The following is a 17,464-nucleotide window of genomic DNA, read 5'->3' as shown; positions in this document are numbered from 1 at the left end:
TTGATCAATTGAATCTACAGCCGCGTACTTTGCTCAGGAGTCACTGCCAAGTACGCGTGGATAGCCAAGCAGCAGGACCTCTATCCCATTTCCGTTATCTGTCGTGTGCTGGAGGTCTCTCGTGCGGGCTTCTACCACTGGCGCCAGCGTCCACAGTCACTGCACCAACAAGAAGATGAACGACTCAAGGTCGCCATTCGGGCTGCTCACAGCAAGACGCGCCAGACCTATGGCGCAGCGCGTTTACAAGCTGAGTTGGCCGCCGAAGGATTTTACGCTGGGCGGGACCGAATTGGGCGATTGCGCCGTGAAATGGGGTTGTCTTGCAAACAAAAGCGCAAATTCAAGGCGACAACCCATTCTGCTCATTCCCTGCCTGTGGCGGAGAATCTCCTTGGTCAGGTCTTTGCGCCGACGAAGCCTAACGAAGTCTGGACCGGTGATATCACCTATATCGCCACCGACGAAGGCTGGCTTTATCTGGCTGGTCTCAAGGATGTGTTTACCTGTGAGATAGTGGGTTATGCGATGGGAGAGCGAATGACCACCGGGTTGGTCAGTCAGGCGCTGTTTCGGGCTGTGCAGCAGAAGAGGCCACCAGTTGGGCTTATTCATCACACAGACCGGGGCAGTCAGTACTGTGCCAAGGCTTACCGGGCTCTCCAGGTACAATTTGGCATGCAGACCTCCATGTCACGCAAGGGGAACTGCTTCGACAATGCCCCGATAGAAAGCTTCTGGGGGTCTCTTAAAAATGAACTGGTTCACCACCATAGATTCAAGACGAGAGCGGAGGCCAAGGCAGCGATTCAGGAATACATAGAGATTTTTTACAACCGCCAACGTCGGCATTCACGACTTGGCAATGTCAGCCCGGCGGAGTTTAACAAGAGGTATTGGAGAACAGCTCAGGCTGCTTGATCCGGGACTGTCCGATCTTGTCAGGACACCTCATCCCTACGAGCTGTTCTTGCAACTGGAGGGAATTGAGCACCAGACAACCAAGATGCGCAGGCCGCAGAGCAACGGCTTTATCGAGCTGCTGCACCGCACCCTGCTGGATGAGCACTTTCGTATCAAGGGGAGAACGACTCGGCATGAGTCGGTGGAGCAGATGCAGACAGACCTGGATAGCTACCTGGAACACTACAACACCGAGCGGCCACATCAGGGCAGGATGATGGAGGGTCAAACCCCCTACAGGATGTTCAAGAAGGGTCTGAAATTGATACCGAAGGAAGTGCGCTCTAAAGTAGCGTAAACAAGACACCGGTTTGAGGCCGGTGTCAGGTGATAACTAGATCTGTACAAATTGTACATGTAGTACTATTAAGAACAGTTTTTTAGCCTTTCTTGTGAGATGTGATTTAATTATAACTTAACCATAGGGATGTTACTCCTTTTCTTTTACGGATTTCTTTAACTAGTCCGGCCATTGCTAGTTTTTTTAGATAATAGCGGGCTTGATATATAGTGATATTTATTTCTTTGCTAACATGTGTTGTACTGACTGGTTTTTTATGTATATTTAAAAAATACAATATGTCATTGCATTTTTCTTGGGTGCTTCTATGTGTCATATTATTGCCATGTCATCGGTATGATGAACTCCATGATTAAAAGCTTATAATTAATGTCGCATGATAATTACTTTGGTTTTTTGATTAATGTTCAACAACCTTTTAGTGGACATTTTTATTGGCCTTGTAAAAAGTTTGCAACTCATTACTTATAAATAATTCACAAGATGTAATTAGTGTGCATATATAATATGTTGCTTTATGAAACCATTATTAATTATCTTGTTGTATTATTTTCTTAGATAACCTTAGCATCAGAAAAACGTTCAATCCACAAGGCTATTATTCCATCGCTAGTAACATTACAAGCAGTACCGAAGCTGTCTTGTGCCAGATATAGGGCGATCATCAGGGCGATGGAAGTTTCATCGAAACCGAGCATGGAGGTGAGCAGGCCCAGCGCCGACATCACGCCACCACCTGGCGCGCCCGGGGCGGCGATCATGATCACCCCCAGCATCATGATGAAGGGGAGCATGGTCTCGATGCCCGGAATGGCCAGATGCTCGGAGAGGAACATTACCGCGGTGGCGCAGGTCACCAGGGTAATGGTGGAGCCACAGAGGTGAATGGTGGCGCACAGCGGCACGGTGAAGTTGGCGATGCCGTCGCTCACGCCGTTGTTCTTGCTCGATTGCAGGGCGACCGGAATGGTGGCGGCGCTCGACATGGTACCCAGTGCGGTGAAATAGGCGGGCAGCATGTTCTTGATAAGCTGGACCGGAGAGCGGCCAAGGGCCAGACCGGTACCGACGAACAGTACGGAGAGCCATACCCAGTGCATCAGGATGGCCATTACCAGCACCACGCCGAAGGTTTTCAGGGTGGCGAGTACGGTGCCTTCCACCGTCATCTCGACAAAGACGCCGGCGATGTAGAACGGCAGCAGCGGAATGATCACCTTGGCCAGCAGGCGGTCGATGATGTCACGGCCCTGATCGGCGACCCGGCGCAGATCGGCGGCCTGGGTGGCGCTGATGCCGATACCGAACACGAAGGCGGCGGCCAGCGCGGACATCACGCCAAACAGAGGCGGGATCTCCAGATTGACGTAGGAGGCGAGCTTGACCGCCTCGGCGGTAGTGGGCTCGGCAGCGGTGGTCAGCTGCGGGATCAGGTGGCTCGCCACGGTAAAGGCGAACAGCCCCGCCAGAATGGTGGAGCAGTAGGAGAGGGCCACGGTTTTGCCCAGCAGCTTGCCGGAGTTTTTCGGCAGGCTGGCGATGCCGCTCATGATGAAGAAGAGGATGATGAGCGGAATAGTAAACGTGATCAAGTTGCTGATGATTAACTTGGCTGTAAACAGTAAATATATCACCCACTCAGGTGCGTAGAAACCAAGTGTGAGGCCTGCGAGGATACCTGCTATGAGTTTGAGAATAAGTATCATAATTGGATCCTATGGTGAGTGAACAATTTTCCATTAACCCCCCTGCCAAGTCAGGGGGGAGATGAAGTTTATAATTTACAAAACTTTATATTCTATCCTCATAAAGAATGTTTTTATGTCAAGAAGGAAACTTAGGTTTCCTCTATGGTAGATACCCCATTTCTTCACAATGCTTCTTTGATGAGATTATTAATGGTCTTTATTTGTGCCGCCAAGCCTTTTTTTTCTGTCTGGAATACTTCATCGAGTGCTGCTGTTCCCACAGTAAAACCGACGGCATTACCTTTTACTACCGCTTCTATTCTCTCTTTGCTATCTATGGAACCTGCGATATATATGGGTTTGTTGACTGCGCTGCAGACATTTTTTATCAACGCTGGTACGTCTCCCTTGAATCGATAAGCCAACAGATCTAATCCTGAGACTCCTTCAAGGTTTGCATTGTGTTGAGCGTTAATGACTATTTCATCAATGCTTCCTTCTAGTACACTAGGGTGACCTGAAATTTTTCCAGCAAAGGGATAATAATGGATATTAGTACCTTTTATTATCGGAAGAACTTTTTCTGGGCGAGTTCCGCCCATCAAAACATCAACCTCCAGATCTAATGCAATTTTAGCTGAGTTTACTTCACTTTCCTCATCTAAGCTAACAACCTCAAGATAAACTGTTCCACCACCATCTCGGATAGCTTTAGACAGTGCCTGTAGTTGTTCAAATGGCAGACCGATATCTTTGAATCCGATATGTTTGATACCAGCTGACAATACCTCTTTAACTTTATCAAGTGCATCGGGTATTGTGCTGTCATTGCGTGTTAACATAAAAATAAATATAGGCTGATTCATTTTATTTCCTCTGTATTTATTAAGCATTTTCAATCGTTATTTTTGCTGGAATGCAATCATCTTTTCTGCTTGTTTAAAGGCATAAAGTAAACTGAGGTGTTTCGCTTTCCCGGTTCCCGCTATGTCAAATGCGGTTCCATGATCGACGGAAGTTCGGATAAAAGGCAGTCCGATGGTAATATTTACACCATGGTCAACACTGAGATATTTAACTGGAATAAGACCTTGATCATGATATTGTGCTACAACAATATCGAACTCTCCTCTTCGGGCTCGCATAAAAATAGTATCACCTGGCCAAGGGCCACTGATGTTTAAACCTTCCCGCTTGGCTTGATTGATCGCAGGTACGATTACATCAAGGTCTTCTCGGCCAAAAAGGCCATTTTCACTTGCATGTGGATTAAGTCCAGCTACGGCAATGCGTGGGTTTTCTATGCCAAAAGCCAAGCAGGCCTCTTGTGCTAAACGGAATGTTCGCAGTTCATTTTCAATTGTGGCCGCCTGAATGGCATCTTGCAAAGAGACATGAATGGATACAAGAATAACGCGCAGTTCATCATTAGCCAGTATCATCGCAAAATCAGACACGCCGGAACGTTCTGCGAGAATCTCCGTGTGCCCTGGGTAGTGAAGCCCTGCTAATCGCATAGCTTCTTTATTTATAGGAGCAGTTATAATACCAGCAATACTACCTGCTAATGCTAGGTCAATCGCGGCTGTTACCCAACTATAGGACGCTTCACCTGCACGTGCATCGACTTGCCCTATCGGTAGATCATCGGGTAGTGCGATACCTGCAGAATATACCGACAGTTCTCCCCGATGCCACGCATCATGAAAACCTTCAAGTGATGGAGATAGCTCATGAATTTTTAAGTGCACACCAACTTTATCTGCAGCTGTGCGCAAAATATGTGGATCGCCAATAACAAAATATGGAGTCGCAACGGACTCTTTTGCTGCTAGCTTAGCAATAATTTCAGGTCCAATGCCTGCAGGATCTCCCATAGTAATAACGAAAGGGCATTTAGAATTTTTCATGAGTAGTTATCCTTTTTATACGTAGTGCTTGTACGCATTGGAATAAAGTCTCTTCATTGCCAAAGCCGCCAGCCTTGGTCGAAAATGGAATATTACGCTCAGGGGTATTTAATATTCCAAAAGGCACACCAGGCTCGACCTCTCCAAGTAAATCCAGTGAAGATGCATTTATTGCATCAACAATTTGACGCGCAGTGTCTCCTCCAGTGACAACTAACCCATTGAACAAACTTGCACAAAGAGCGACAATCTCCCCCAATTTTTCAGAAGGGGTAGAGGACAACGTAGCTGTTTTTTTACGTTCGCGAGATGTAATGATACAAACAACCGAATGATCTAAAAAGGCAGTGCTAATCTCATGTGCAACTGCATCGGACGTTATATCATCGGTGACTGTAATAAGGTATGCGTCAGAATCTGAGCGTAATAATCTGTTGATCTGTGCTTGGTTGGTCTGATGTAGGCTTCCAACAATAACTAGTACTCGCGACACGTCAGTTTGCATTTGTAATGGGCGAGTTTCTTTAGTTTTATTAACTGCTCGCGATAATGCACTCGCTATTCCTGGTGAGCCTACCCATACAACAGGTGATAAAAGACCTTCATTGTGAAGTATAACATCAATATCTTCATTGCTTTCTGCGTCAAAAATATGATAGAGCATACTATCAAGGCCTTCCATTCGCTTCGCTACCGAGCTTGTAGTGATGGGATGTGTTGGATCTTGTGCAAACTCGGTGTGTTCAAGTAAAAGACCATGAACATATTGCATTCCTTTTATGGTTGTACGCCCAGCATCAGGAAACGCTGGTATCACTAAAGCTTTCTTACGCTTGCTGCCAATTAAAGTACCTCGAGTTTCATAACCCAAGTTTCCACGAAGTGTTGAGTCAATTGTTTTGTAAATAATATCGGCATGCTTCACGATATCTGCTGCTAGTTCGAAGCGATGCGATGATTCTTCTGGTGCCAGAAATCTCGAGTTTAAGTCAAAAGAAATAATATCGGCAGTGTGTTCAGGCGATGTTGGGATCTGCAACATGACTCGAGCAGATAATCCTTTACCTGCAAAGGGCGCCGCACCATCAAGCGCACTGGTTAAATCATCAGCAAGTATTGCAATCATGTTTACTTTTTCCATTCTCTTTAGTAAGCCTGCATCATTCTGTCGTTTGTGCTTGTCCGATAAAAACGATTTTTGTACCATGAATAGTTGAGTAAAACTCAAGTGATGGGGTTGTATATGAACGCAAAGCGTTTACCTAATCTGTCCGTGTTGCGGGCATTTGAAGCGACGGTCAAACATGGCAGTATTTCAAAAGCGGCGCAAACGTTGCACCTCACTGATGGGGCTGTCAGCAGGGCTGTTCGAGAGTTAGAAGTTATGTTGGGATTTCCATTGTTTTTGCGAAAAAACAGAAAAATTATCCCGACTGAGCAAGCCTTGACATTGGCTGAGGACATCAGCAGGGGCTTAGATACACTGCAATTAGCGATTGAGCGGGCATGTCGGTATCAAGTACCACGCCGACCGCTAGTCATATCATGCGAACCAACGTTCCTCATTCGTTGGCTTATTCCTAGGCTGGTGAGTCTGCAGCAAGCATTAGGGCCGGAAAGAGAGTTACAGTTTGTTTCTGCTGGGGGGGCTGTTGAGTTTTTACGTGAAGGCATTGATTTGGCCATACGACGGAATGATTTTCCGATTGGGAGTTCAATCGTTGTTGAGCCCTTTTTGAAAGAACGTGTGGGACCTGTATGCCGACCTGGGATCGCTTCGTTGACGATGACTGATCGGGAAATTAATAGTGTTTTACTTCATAGTGCGACCAGATTGGGGGCTTGGCAGGACTGGGCATCAAAAAGTGGCGTCCAATTGAACTCTGTATCTGAGCTTTGCTTCGAACATTTTTACCTCAGTCTCCAGGCTACAGTGGCTGGGGTCGGTGTGGGGATCGGCCCTCTGGCTTTAGTGGCTGACGACATTATAAATGGAACATTGGTTGCTCCATATGGGTTTATAGAAGACGGTAGTGAATATGTTCTTATGTCAATGACAGGGCACAAGGGGAGCCGTGATTTTTCTGAGGTTCTACACTGGTTAACTGAGATGGGTAAAGAAACAGAGCGTGAGGTGCTATCCGCAGAATAGGTGTGTGTTTTCTTTGTTATTCGTAGTGATTGTTTAAATACGAAATCAGCATCATTGTTTTATTCCATTATTCAACACTATATGCGTTGAATGCTTGATATACGTTCCTTGCTGAAAGTATATCATCGGTAATGGGATCATGTGTTCGATAGTTTCAGCGATCGTGATAGTGACAGCTGTCGGTCTCATCCAGAAAGCCTATTTTTCGTCTATTACTATGTCAGTTTTCAGTCGTTGGAGTAACCATTTTATTAGTTATTCCCGAAAACAACCCCAAGGTTACATCTTGTTACATTAACTTTATGTTTTGCTTTTTTGGGTTTCGTTGGTGTAAATCGTCTATTTATGTGATTTTAGTGGTGATTTTGCTTTGTTTTCGTGTGCTTTGGTTGCTCGGAATTGATGTCTGTAAATGGCATCAATTGGATGCTGGGATTTATTTTTGAAATTTATATGTCATGTTACAGCATCATTAGTGTTGATATCGATAAGTTGTAGCGCTGCTGAACAACCATTCTATATTAGTTATCGCAGAGCCACATCATCACATTGTAGGTAGAACAGTTGGTTATGGTGCACAGTCATTCAAATACAAAAGTGATAGTGACGCTGACGATAGTGTTACTGGCGATATATATCGTCGCTATATGTTGAATAATTGTCTAGGCGTGGACTCAGGAAGACCTCTGGGTTCTAGGGGAGGAATGCGGGGAGGAATGCGATTTTGACGATACTTTAAATGATATGAAAGACGTCTATTATAAATGTATTTGTGGCACGTGATGCCCGGTATCCTGTTTCTTTAGGTAGTAGTATATATGTAAAGTTAGGAGTGAACTCATATAAATTTGACTATGCATTGAATAAATTCAATGAGAATTATTGCGGTCTCGAATTTTATAGCGCATCAGCTGGTTGACAATATAATTTTTATTTTGGAGTGGTGATTGACGAAGAATGTAAATGTATTCCCATGCCTAGATTTTATTTTAATAGAGTTAGCCTAGGGTTAACTCCCAACTTTGAAGATATATGGTAAATTGACTACGATAACGCATAATTGTTATTTATATGCAGAGTTGGTTTTTCAGGTGTGTGTCCGGGTGTAGTTGACCACTACAGGGTGACCGATGGTGTTGTTGTTTGGTATTGTAAAAAGGAAATTTGAAAGTGAGAAAAAAATTTGCAGTTATTGTAGCGATACTAAGTGTTTTTAGCGACAGTACACTGTCGAATTCGATGGAAAGGATGCTAAAAATTAAAGATGTAGCACCTTACCCATCCGCTGAAAAAGGCCAGGTTCGCTACGTTATTTTTCTACCCGTAATCGAAAATGAAAGTAACTTTCAAGTAGAGCTATCTATGGGTAAAACCATGAAGGTCGATTGCAACAGTTACACGATGGGCGGAAACCTAGAGTCCAAGACGCTACAGGGATGGGGCTACAACTACTTTGTGCTAACCAGCGTAAGTCAACAGGTATCAACTTTGATGGCTTGCTCCGACAACAACTCAAGAGAAAAATTTGTGGCGATTCATAACGCCAACCGTTTTGAGCGCTATAACAGTAAACTTCCAATTGTTGTTTATACCCCAAAAGATGTTGAAGTGCGTTATCGTATCTGGAGCGCAGATGGCACATTCATACCAGTAAATTAATCCCCTGAAGATCCAAATAAAATGGCCGTTTGAAGCTCCAGACTCTTTACCCCTCTTAACATAGCATATGAAAAGCTGACGGGAAGTTTTGCTGCTTTTATCAAGCTGGCTTTCTGCCTTCGTTACTTGTAGGAACTATTAGCGGACAGAAAACCAGCATTTTGAGAGCGCAGCCTAGTGTGGCCGATGATGCAATAGCCCTGAGGCCACCATCGCGGTGGTGGCCACTGCGCTGCAACGAGTTGAGTCCGTGCAGGTGGTTGATTCCCGAGCGGTCTGCCCGCCACGTTGGTAAATGGAGACCCCCTCCTTTATCGTCTCTTCGATCCGGATATCGGCAAGGGTCTCCGGTTTCACCTTGAGTGGGTTTGCCGAGAGCACCACCATGTCCGCCAGTTTGCCGACCTCCAGAGAGCCCTTGTCGTGTTCCTCCTTGTATTGGGTTGCCGCCCACAGGGTCTGGGCCTTCAATCCTTCCAGAGCGGAGACCCGCTGATCCAGCCCAATAGGACGTCCGGTGCGGCTGATCCGGTTGACGGTCGCATAATAGACCCGCATGGCGTCAGGCAGCGCCACCGGGGAGTCGTGGTGAGAGGTGAAGATCATCCCCAGCTCGCGCGCCCATCCGGTGGGGGAGATATGCTGCGCCCGCTCCTTGCCAAGCACGGAATCACTGTGCCAGTCCCCCCAGTAAAAGGTGTGCATCGGGAAGAAGGAGGGGAAGATGCCGAGCCGCTGGAACGAGGCGACCTGATCCTTGCGGGCAGTCTGGGCATGGATGGCGACGAAGCCGCGATCCGGTTTGCCATGTTGTTTCTCGCTGGCCTCAATCCCCTTGATCAGCTGATCGATGGCTGCATCACCATTGACGTGGGTAAGCAGCTGCCAGCCGTTGCGCTGGGCCAGTTCGATATAGTGGGCAGCCTGCTCGTCGTTCATGCTGGGGTAGCCCTTGTAATCGGCTTTTTGCCCGGCAGGGGGAAGGAAATAGGGCTGGGTCAGCCAGGCAGTCTTGCCCTGGGGGGAACCATCAAGATTGAGCTTGGCCCCAGCGACCCGAAAGCCGTTCATATACTGCTGGGCGTAGTAGGGCGGGGCGATGACGTCCCGCGCGATCTGGATATCGGGATAGGCCGCCACGTCGAGGGGCAGCTTCTCTTTTTGGGCCAGTTGGTACATGGTCTTGACGGCGGATGAAGAGGCTCGTCCCTCCTGGGCAGTGGTGTAACCGAAGCTGGCGTAGAGCGCCATGCCCGCCTTGAAGATCGCCTCGTTTTCCTGGTTGTTCAACTTGGCGAACATCGGCAGCAAGGCGCCGAAGAAGGCGGTCTCCTCCAGAACGCCATTCGGGGTCTTGCCGTCCGCTTCACGGCGGATCTTGCCCCCTTCCGGATCCTTGCTGTCCGGGCCGAAGCCGGCCAGTGCCAGCGCCTTGCTGTTGAGGGTGGCAAGGTGGCCTGACTGGTGGATGATGATCACCGGCAGATCTCGGGAGACCACATCCAGCTCCTGACGGGTGGGATGGCGTTTTTCCTTGAGCTGAGAGTCGTCATAACCGAATCCTAGGATGATCCCGTGCGCCTTGTTTTGCAGCTTGGCGACCCACTTGAGCAGCGCCTGCTGCAGGTCCGCGATACCTGTCACGGTACCATCAGGCGGGGCCAGCAGATTGGCCGAAAGCGCCTGGATCCCGGTGTTGAATACGTGACCATGGGCATCGATAAAGCCCGGGATCAGGGTCTTGCCCTGCAGGTTGACCACCCGGGTTCCTTCATCACGCAGCTTGAGGATGTCGGCCTCGCTGCCCAGGGCCAGAATGCGGCCATTTTTGACGGCCAGCGCCTGGACAGTGGGCACCGCGTCGTTGACGGTGACGATGTCCCCCCCGAGGTAAATAGTCTGGGCGTTGGGTTTGGCGGGGCTGACGGCATGAACCGAGCAGGCGGCCAGCAATGCGATGGCGATAGGGGGGATTTTCATTTGACATGCTCCATACTGAAAGATCACTGGGTGGGTGGATCACCTCAGTTGTCCAATTAGATTCGTTGTTCAGGAAATGTACTGAATATACAAGGATATACCCTGCTCAAATGTGACACGGTAGGGAAATCCATCTGATCATTCACAAAAGCACAAAACACTCCCGGGACCAAGCCATCTTTCTGTTACGAGGCACGTATTCTTGTTACGACCATTCAGGTTGCCGCTCCCGATAGCTAAATAGCTGTTCCGAATAGTAGATCACTGCACTTTGTACAACTTCTACAAGTGACATGGAGCAAGTATCGTGTATTGAGCCTTACTACTTCAGGCTTTGTCGCCATGTGGAGTAATGCATTACGCCACATGGCTTCCGGCAAGATGTAACCCAGTTAGGGTCAGTTATTTAGCATTTGGTTAGTGATACCACCTATTCCTGCAATACTTCTGTGGCTTTCGTACAGTTGGCCTTGATGAGTGTGTAATAATTTGGCTGATGATCCGAGATGGTGGTTTTTTTCCTGTATCTGGGCGTTGTTTACAAGTCATCTGTACAGTTCGTTGAGGATGTTGATATTAAATAGATGTAATTTTTATGACGGAAGTTTCATCGTTGGACATTCTCTGTCATTGATACTGCTTCAATTGTCAGGGGGTCGAGCAACCGGCCATCCATCATAGGCCACGCCATTTTGAGGACCTTGGGCACGGTATCGGTTTGATTGGCTGAATTCGGGACTACGGGATGATTCTTGACAGAAATTATTGTCATGTAACTGAAGGTCAAGGTTTACTTTACTACTTCCTGCGGGTAAATGCTGGCACGGTCCAAGGAGTTACAAAGTTATTGGGAATCTAGAGACAGTGCGCCAAACACTTCATACTCTCGGTAGTGTGGTAAATGTTGTATACGCTCAGTGACGTAGTTAAATAGCTAGAGAATGGTCCTGCAAACTAAGAATCCCGGTAATGCCGGGATTCTTGATACATTTATCCGAAATTTTCATCTCATTGCTGGCAGGAAGTTATCAGCATTATTTCGTCTTTAGGCACTCAGCGCTTAACCAAAAACCCCGCGCTACGCATTCTTTCGACCACGATATGCTTTTGCTGGGCGGTCAGGGCACGCAGTGGTAGACGTGGGTCACCAGCATCGATGTCATGCAGCTCCATCGCGGCTTTACCGGCGGCGACCCCGCCGAATTCCACCAAGATGCGGATCAGTTCGATCACGCTGTTCATACCGCGGTAAACCGCATCGTGATTGCCGCTTTGGTAGTCTTCGATGATTTTCAGGAAGTGTGGTGCTGCGTAGTTATACGTACTGCCAACAGCACTAGTAGCTCCCACGGCTAAAGCACCAGGTAAGTGCTCATCCACCCCGAATGGAATGTCAAACTTGCCGTCGCATACGCGCAGACAGCGTTGGTATTCGTACAAGTCAGGGCTGTTAAACTTCAGGCCAGACAAATTAGGGATACGTGCATCGGCTTTGATCAGGAATTGCTCCATATCGAAGCTGACTCCTGACATGCCGGAGTGGTAGTAGTAGAAACCTTTAGACGGTGCTGCCGCTGCAACTGTTGCACAATAGGTAACCAAGTCATCCAGTGAACCTGGCTTGAAGAAGCAAGGACCAATCACCGAGGTGGCAAAAATATCCAAAGTTTCAGCATGACGGGTCAGCTCCAGCGTATCGACAATGCTCAGTGCTCCGGTGTGGACAATCAACTTCAGCTGACCTTGCGTTGCGCTAACCCAACGTTCGGCGATGGCTTTACGTTCGTCAACCGAGCAATGGATCCCTTCACCGGTGGTGCCACAGATGTAGGCTCCACTCACACCATCACGGATCAGGTGGGCGGCAATTTTATCGATGCTATCGAAATTTACGTTGCCGTTAGTATCAAAAGGGGTATGTGGGGCGGCAATCAGTCGGGAGAGTTTTTCCATCGTTTAGATCTCCGTGAAGTAAAACTTCACACTTTTTGTTTATGTTGGAGTTTAATTGATGTTATGGAGTAAAGCTTCATCACGCAATGGGTATTCATCAAGAGCGTTGGGCAGATACGCAAACTGTGATTGGGATAACATCTTCCCTCATTGGGCGTAGTGGAGATGGGGGCGGTAGATCAAGGCTACTCTCATTCTTCTCATTGGAGCTTTACTTCACAAGTGCGATGCGAAATGTAAGAATTGGAGCAGAGATTTGGATTCATGGTATGGAGCATTTTATGGTCGCCAAACACTTGCCGATAAAAACAGGAAAAGTTCTGGATATGATGGGAAGCCTGTTTGAAAGCATGACGCCATCAGCTCGCCGCATTGCTGATTTTGTGCAGCGCAATCCAGAACAAGTGACCAAGCTATCCATTGCTGAGCTCTCGTATAAGGTGAATGCTGGCGAAGCGACCATTATCCGTTTTTGTCGTGTGCTCGGTTTTAAAGGCTTCCATGATTTCAAGATGGATTTAGCTATTGAGCTTTCCTCTTTGAATCATAGTGATCGCTCGCTTTTGGATACTGACATTGGTCCACAAGACAATGTGGAGTTGATTGGGCAAAAACTGCAGCAGGGCATTAACAATGTACTTTCGGAGACGTTGAATCTACTCAGCTTTTCAACCTTGGAAACAGTGGCACGCCAGATCCGCGAAGCGCGTGGGATATATATCTTCGGCGTGGGTTCATCGGGTATCACTGCTGAGGATGCTAAAAACAAATTCATGCGTATCGGCTTTAATGTTGATGCACTTACCAATAACCACTTTATGTACATGAAAGCGACATTGTTACAACCCGGTGATCTAGCGCTCGGAATCAGCCATTCCGGTGCTTCAATAGAAACCACCAAGGCGCTGCGTTTGGCCAAAGAGGCTGGAGCCTATACTATTGCGTTGACCCACAATCCGAAATCCGCCTTGTGTGAGTATGCTGATGCAGTGCTGTTAAACGGCAACCGACAAGGGCAGATGCAGGGTGACTCTATCGGTACCAAAATTGCCCAACTGTATGTGTTGGATCTGCTCTATACCCTGTTGGTGAAAGACGATATTAGTGGCTCCATGGACAAGAAGCAGCGTACTACCCGTGCCCTAGGGGTTTAAGGAGCAACGGTCATCACTAGGTTACTGTTGCCTTGATGTTCGAGTTTGTATTGTCGCTGCCATCTACTTTCATATTTCATACCTTTGGTGAGCATCAGGCTGTTTCTCTGGTTCTTGCTTCACATCTACGCTCCTGCATCGGGAGTTTTCCTTCCTAACACAGTGTTCTCTGGCCGGTGTTCGTCTGGAATGACGGTCAAAATCCAACTGGCTTCTCATTTTTTTGCTTCGGGCTGACCAAAAATGAGGTGTTGATCTCCATTCTGATTTCAATTGTTTGAAGTTTAACTCCATCGGTAGTAGCTTGAATTAAAACTTCACAGTTTATTATTTTTATGGAGTTAAACTTTATGTCGGTTTATGCACACTCCGTTCTAGCTTGGCTAAGAACTGGTTTCGTTTCCTCATGTCAACCGGTGGATGATGGTCCGATGGACTCGCCAACCATTATTACTGCGATGGCAAAAGCTTCCATTGCTGGTGGGGCGGTGGCGGTACGCATTGAGGGCGTAGAGAACATTAAGGTGGCCCGGACAGAAGTCGCGGCTCCGATAATTGGGATTGTGAAGCGTAATTTAGTCGACAGCCCAGTACGTATTACGCCGTATCTGGAGGATGTTAATGCACTAGCTGAGGCGGGGGCAGATATCATTGCGATTGATGCTACTGCACGCCAGCGTCCGGTTAGTGTCGAGGCATTGGTCGCGGCGATCCATGATGCAGGCTGTATTGCGATGGCGGATTGTTCTAACTATGCCGAGGGAATGGATGCATTTCAGCAGGGTGTGGAAATCATCGGTACGACCATGTCCGGTTATGTCGGTTCAGCCACGCCGGTAGAGCCTGATCTGGCGCTGGTCACTGCGCTTAAGCAAGCCGGGTGCTTTGTAATGGCGGAAGGGCGCTATCACAGTCCCAAACTAGCGGCCCAGGCTATTTTGGCCGGTGCAGATTGTGTCACGGTCGGTTCGGCAATCACGCGTATCGAGCATATTTGCAGCTGGTTTGCTGCAGCCGTGGATAGTGCGAAAAGCAAACGTCACGGAGCTGTAGCATGACCATCTGTCTTGCCGTTGATATTGGTGGCACCAAGATAGCTGCTGCTTTGATTGAAATGTACTCTGCGGCCAAATCTAACATTGTGGCGCGTCACCTGATCGAAACGCGCTCTTCTGGTGATCCACTATTGCTCACTGCAGCATTAGCCGAACTACTCGGACCGTTGGCAGCATCCGCAGATTATGTGGCAGTGGCCTCTACCGGCATCATCGATAATGGCGTCTTGACCGCCTTGAACCCACAAAATCTGGGTGGGTTGGATCGCTTCCCTCTACATAGCGTGATTGCTCAAATCACCGATCTTCCCGTTTACCTCATCAACGATGCTCAGGCGGCAGCTTGGGCTGAATATCTGGCTTACAGACAGGTGTTTGCCGATCTGGCATTTATTACGGTGTCGACGGGAGTGGGCGCTGGGCTGATTCTTAACCACAAGTTGATCACAGGCTCGCGGGGTGTTGCTGGCCATGCTGGCCATATGCTGGTGGATCCTCAAGGCCCACAATGTGGTTGTGGTCGTCGTGGTTGCGTTGAAGTTATTGCCTCCGGTCGTGCGATTGCGGCTGCCGGACAAGCCGTATTCGGTGGTGCATGCAGTGGTTTGCAGGTATATCAGCTTTATTTACAAGGTGATGCACGAGCACAGGCCATTATTGAGCGTTCCGCTGGCGCAGTTGCCGAGTTAATCGCCAATCTCACCATTACCCTTGATCTTGATGCAATCGTTATCGGTGGTGGTGTCGGGCTAGCAGAGAATTATATCGGGTTGGTGAAGCAGGCACTGGTGAAAATGCCTGACGTGTATCGACCTCAGGTATTACCCGCACGTTGTGATATCGATGCCGGTCTACTGGGCGTTGCGCAGTGGGCGGCGAGGATAGATGGGCAAGGAAAAAACAATTTTTCCCTTTAACAAATTACTCTATAAAACACAGAGGAAGACTCATGGAGACGCATCCGTTTGGTACGCTGAACTATCTGGTTCTGGCAGTCTATCTTGCCATCATTATGCTGGTCGGAGTGTATTTTGCGAAACGTCAAAAATCAGCGGATGATTATTTTAAAGCTGGTGGGCGTATTCCAGGCTGGGCTGCGGGGGTAAGTGTATTTGCAACTACATTGAGCTCGATTACGTTCATGTCTATTCCGGCGAAAGCCTATACTAGTGACTGGACATTTTTGATTGGCCAATATATTACAATTGCAATTTTGCCATTCGTGTTTATGTACTATATTCCATTTTTCAGAAAGCTGAATCTTACCTCGGCATATGAGTATTTGGAAAAGCGTTTCGATATTCGAATGCGATTGTTTGCAAGTATATCATTTATGCTGTTTCATATTGGTCGTATTGCAATAATAACTTATTTAACTGCGCTTGCATTGATGCCATTCGTTGACATGGAACCATTGATGATCGTCTTCCTAATTGGAGTCCTGTGCATCATTTATACCTTTCTCGGTGGTATTGAAGGTGTTATCTGGACTGATGTTATCCAAGGGGTCATGTTATCTGGCGCTGCAGTCTTAATTTTCATCATGATCTGCTTTAAGGTCGACGGCGGGATCACTGAGATATTTGCTGTATCAGCATCAGCAGATAAATATTTCCCCTCTAGTCAAATGAGCTGGAGTTGGACCAGCAGCACTGTACCAGTGCTTATGCTCGGGTTCTTTTTCACCGGTCTACAACAGTTCACTGCCAGCCAAGATGTGGTACAGCGTTATATCGTGACAGACTCAATAGCAGAAACTAAAAAAGCGCTGATCACCAATGCTAAACTAGTAGCTTGTATTCCGGTGTTCTTCTTTGCGATTGGTGCTGCTTTATATGCTTATTACGGACAGAATCCTGAGCTGTTACCGAAGGACTTCAATACCGGTGGTATTTTACCATTCTTCATTATCTCAGATATGCCTGCAGGTCTGGCTGGATTGATTATTGCTGCGATTTTTGCTGCATCTCAATCCAGTATTTCAAGTAGTTTAAATAGCATATCTGCTTGCTACTCTTCAGACATTTACAGCCGTTTTGGTAAAGCGAAATCTTCTGAACAGAATCTGAAAAGCGGGCGAATGGTGACCGTCATTGCTGGCGTGCTAGGTGTGGTGGCCTCCACTTATCTCATCATGTCCAACGAAAGCGAATTATGGGATGCATTCAATAGCCTGCTAGGTCTGATGGGGGGGCCAATGACCGGCCTGTTCATGCTGGGGATTTTTGTTCGTAAAGCGAATGCAAACAGTGCATTGATTGGTGTCGTTGCTGCGGTCGCGTCTATCTTGTGGGTGCGTTCGTTCACTGACCTTAACTTCTTCTTTTATGGTGCGATAGGCACCATGATGGTGGTCTTGGTAGGCTATCTTACTGCACCATTATTCAAAAACAGTCAACGTCCGGAAAATGTGGAAGCCTTATCTTTATAAGGTTAAAAACGGGGGGCTCACCATTCTTAATTTGTACTTTTTGCTGGCTCGCTAACACATTTTTGGCATGGTTCAGAGCTCCTGTTTTTTAATTATACAAACCAGTGATGTACACCACGGAATATTAATTATGATTTTTGGAAATATCCATCAGCCGCAGACTTACAATTATTTTCCGCCGATCTTAAAACAGGCTGTTGTAGATTCAATTGATCAAC

The 17,464-nt window shown here is 47.4% G+C and carries 13 protein-coding genes and 2 pseudogenes; 8 read left to right on the top strand and 7 right to left on the bottom strand.

The window, feature by feature from the left end; genetic code table 11:
• Window positions 1-24: 24 nt before the first annotated feature.
• Together ACE1BR_RS22810 and ACE1BR_RS22805 are read left to right on the top strand one after the other, a co-directional pair.
• Window positions 25-921 (top strand): annotated as a pseudogene (locus tag ACE1BR_RS22810) (IS3 family transposase); the annotation flags it as partial.
• A 31-nt stretch (window positions 922-952) separates the two neighbouring features.
• Window positions 953-1,261, top strand: a pseudogene (locus ACE1BR_RS22805) (integrase core domain-containing protein); the annotation flags it as partial.
• A 106-nt stretch (window positions 1,262-1,367) separates the two neighbouring features.
• On the opposite strand, the gene ACE1BR_RS22800 reads toward ACE1BR_RS22805, so the two are convergent.
• From ACE1BR_RS22800 to ACE1BR_RS22780, 5 genes are all read right to left on the bottom strand, one after another.
• Window positions 1,368-1,580 (bottom strand): FaeA/PapI family transcriptional regulator, encoded by a 213-nt coding sequence (locus tag ACE1BR_RS22800; protein ID WP_374874332.1) that lies wholly within the window; start codon window positions 1,578-1,580, stop codon window positions 1,368-1,370.
• A gap of 238 nt (window positions 1,581-1,818) precedes the next feature.
• On the bottom strand, window positions 1,819-2,970 hold the full coding sequence (locus ACE1BR_RS22795) for a dicarboxylate/amino acid:cation symporter (RefSeq protein WP_374874330.1): 1,152 nt from the start codon (window positions 2,968-2,970) through the stop codon (window positions 1,819-1,821).
• A gap of 164 nt (window positions 2,971-3,134) precedes the next feature.
• Complete coding sequence (locus tag ACE1BR_RS22790) at window positions 3,135-3,818, bottom strand: hypothetical protein (RefSeq protein ID WP_374874328.1); 684 nt, start codon at window positions 3,816-3,818, stop codon at window positions 3,135-3,137.
• A gap of 36 nt (window positions 3,819-3,854) precedes the next feature.
• Complete coding sequence (pdxA, locus tag ACE1BR_RS22785; RefSeq protein ID WP_374874326.1) at window positions 3,855-4,862, bottom strand: 4-hydroxythreonine-4-phosphate dehydrogenase PdxA; 1,008 nt, start codon at window positions 4,860-4,862, stop codon at window positions 3,855-3,857.
• Window positions 4,849-5,988: a four-carbon acid sugar kinase family protein gene (locus tag ACE1BR_RS22780; protein WP_374874324.1), complete on the bottom strand. Its 1,140-nt coding sequence runs from the start codon at window positions 5,986-5,988 to the stop codon at window positions 4,849-4,851. Before ACE1BR_RS22780 ends, pdxA begins: the two co-directional genes overlap by 14 nt.
• Window positions 5,989-6,105: 117 nt before the next feature.
• Between ACE1BR_RS22780 and ACE1BR_RS22775 the strand changes: the two genes are divergently transcribed.
• Entirely contained in the window at window positions 6,106-7,014 is a 909-nt protein-coding gene (locus ACE1BR_RS22775) for a LysR family transcriptional regulator (RefSeq protein ID WP_374874322.1), read from the top strand.
• A gap of 1,170 nt (window positions 7,015-8,184) precedes the next feature.
• Window positions 8,185-8,673, top strand: coding sequence for a serine protease inhibitor ecotin (gene eco, locus ACE1BR_RS22770; protein WP_374874320.1), 489 nt, complete (start codon window positions 8,185-8,187; stop codon window positions 8,671-8,673).
• 174 nt (window positions 8,674-8,847) lie between these two features.
• Here the strand turns inward: eco and ACE1BR_RS22765 are convergent, their stop codons facing one another.
• Both ACE1BR_RS22765 and ACE1BR_RS22760 read right to left on the bottom strand, forming a co-directional pair.
• Entirely contained in the window at window positions 8,848-10,653 is a 1,806-nt protein-coding gene (locus ACE1BR_RS22765; RefSeq protein ID WP_374874318.1) for an amidohydrolase, read from the bottom strand.
• 1,053 nt (window positions 10,654-11,706) lie between these two features.
• Window positions 11,707-12,606, bottom strand: coding sequence for a dihydrodipicolinate synthase family protein (locus ACE1BR_RS22760; protein ID WP_016350010.1), 900 nt, complete (start codon window positions 12,604-12,606; stop codon window positions 11,707-11,709).
• Window positions 12,607-12,887: 281 nt separating this feature from the next.
• Between ACE1BR_RS22760 and ACE1BR_RS22755 the strand changes: the two genes are divergently transcribed.
• The 4 genes from ACE1BR_RS22755 (at window position 12,888) to ACE1BR_RS22740 (ending at window position 17,246) form a co-directional block, all read left to right on the top strand.
• The gene (locus ACE1BR_RS22755; RefSeq protein WP_374874315.1) at window positions 12,888-13,760 is read left to right on the top strand and encodes a MurR/RpiR family transcriptional regulator; all 873 of its coding nucleotides are present in this window, start codon (window positions 12,888-12,890) and stop codon (window positions 13,758-13,760) included.
• A 350-nt stretch (window positions 13,761-14,110) separates the two neighbouring features.
• Window positions 14,111-14,818, top strand: a complete 708-nt coding sequence (locus tag ACE1BR_RS22750) for an N-acetylmannosamine-6-phosphate 2-epimerase (RefSeq protein ID WP_374874313.1) — start codon at window positions 14,111-14,113, stop codon at window positions 14,816-14,818.
• Window positions 14,815-15,732: an N-acetylmannosamine kinase gene (locus tag ACE1BR_RS22745; protein ID WP_374874311.1), complete on the top strand. Its 918-nt coding sequence runs from the start codon at window positions 14,815-14,817 to the stop codon at window positions 15,730-15,732. The genes ACE1BR_RS22750 and ACE1BR_RS22745 overlap by 4 nt, the downstream gene beginning before the upstream one ends.
• A gap of 32 nt (window positions 15,733-15,764) precedes the next feature.
• Window positions 15,765-17,246: a sodium:solute symporter gene (locus ACE1BR_RS22740; RefSeq protein WP_374874309.1), complete on the top strand. Its 1,482-nt coding sequence runs from the start codon at window positions 15,765-15,767 to the stop codon at window positions 17,244-17,246.
• Window positions 17,247-17,464: the final 218 nt, after the last annotated feature.

The sequence above is a fragment of the Aeromonas sp. MdU4 genome, from assembly GCF_041929505.1.
Classification (GTDB): domain Bacteria; phylum Pseudomonadota; class Gammaproteobacteria; order Enterobacterales; family Aeromonadaceae; genus Aeromonas.
The sequence above is the reverse complement of the archived record's forward strand: the minus strand, read 5'-3'. Positions and strand labels throughout refer to the sequence as shown.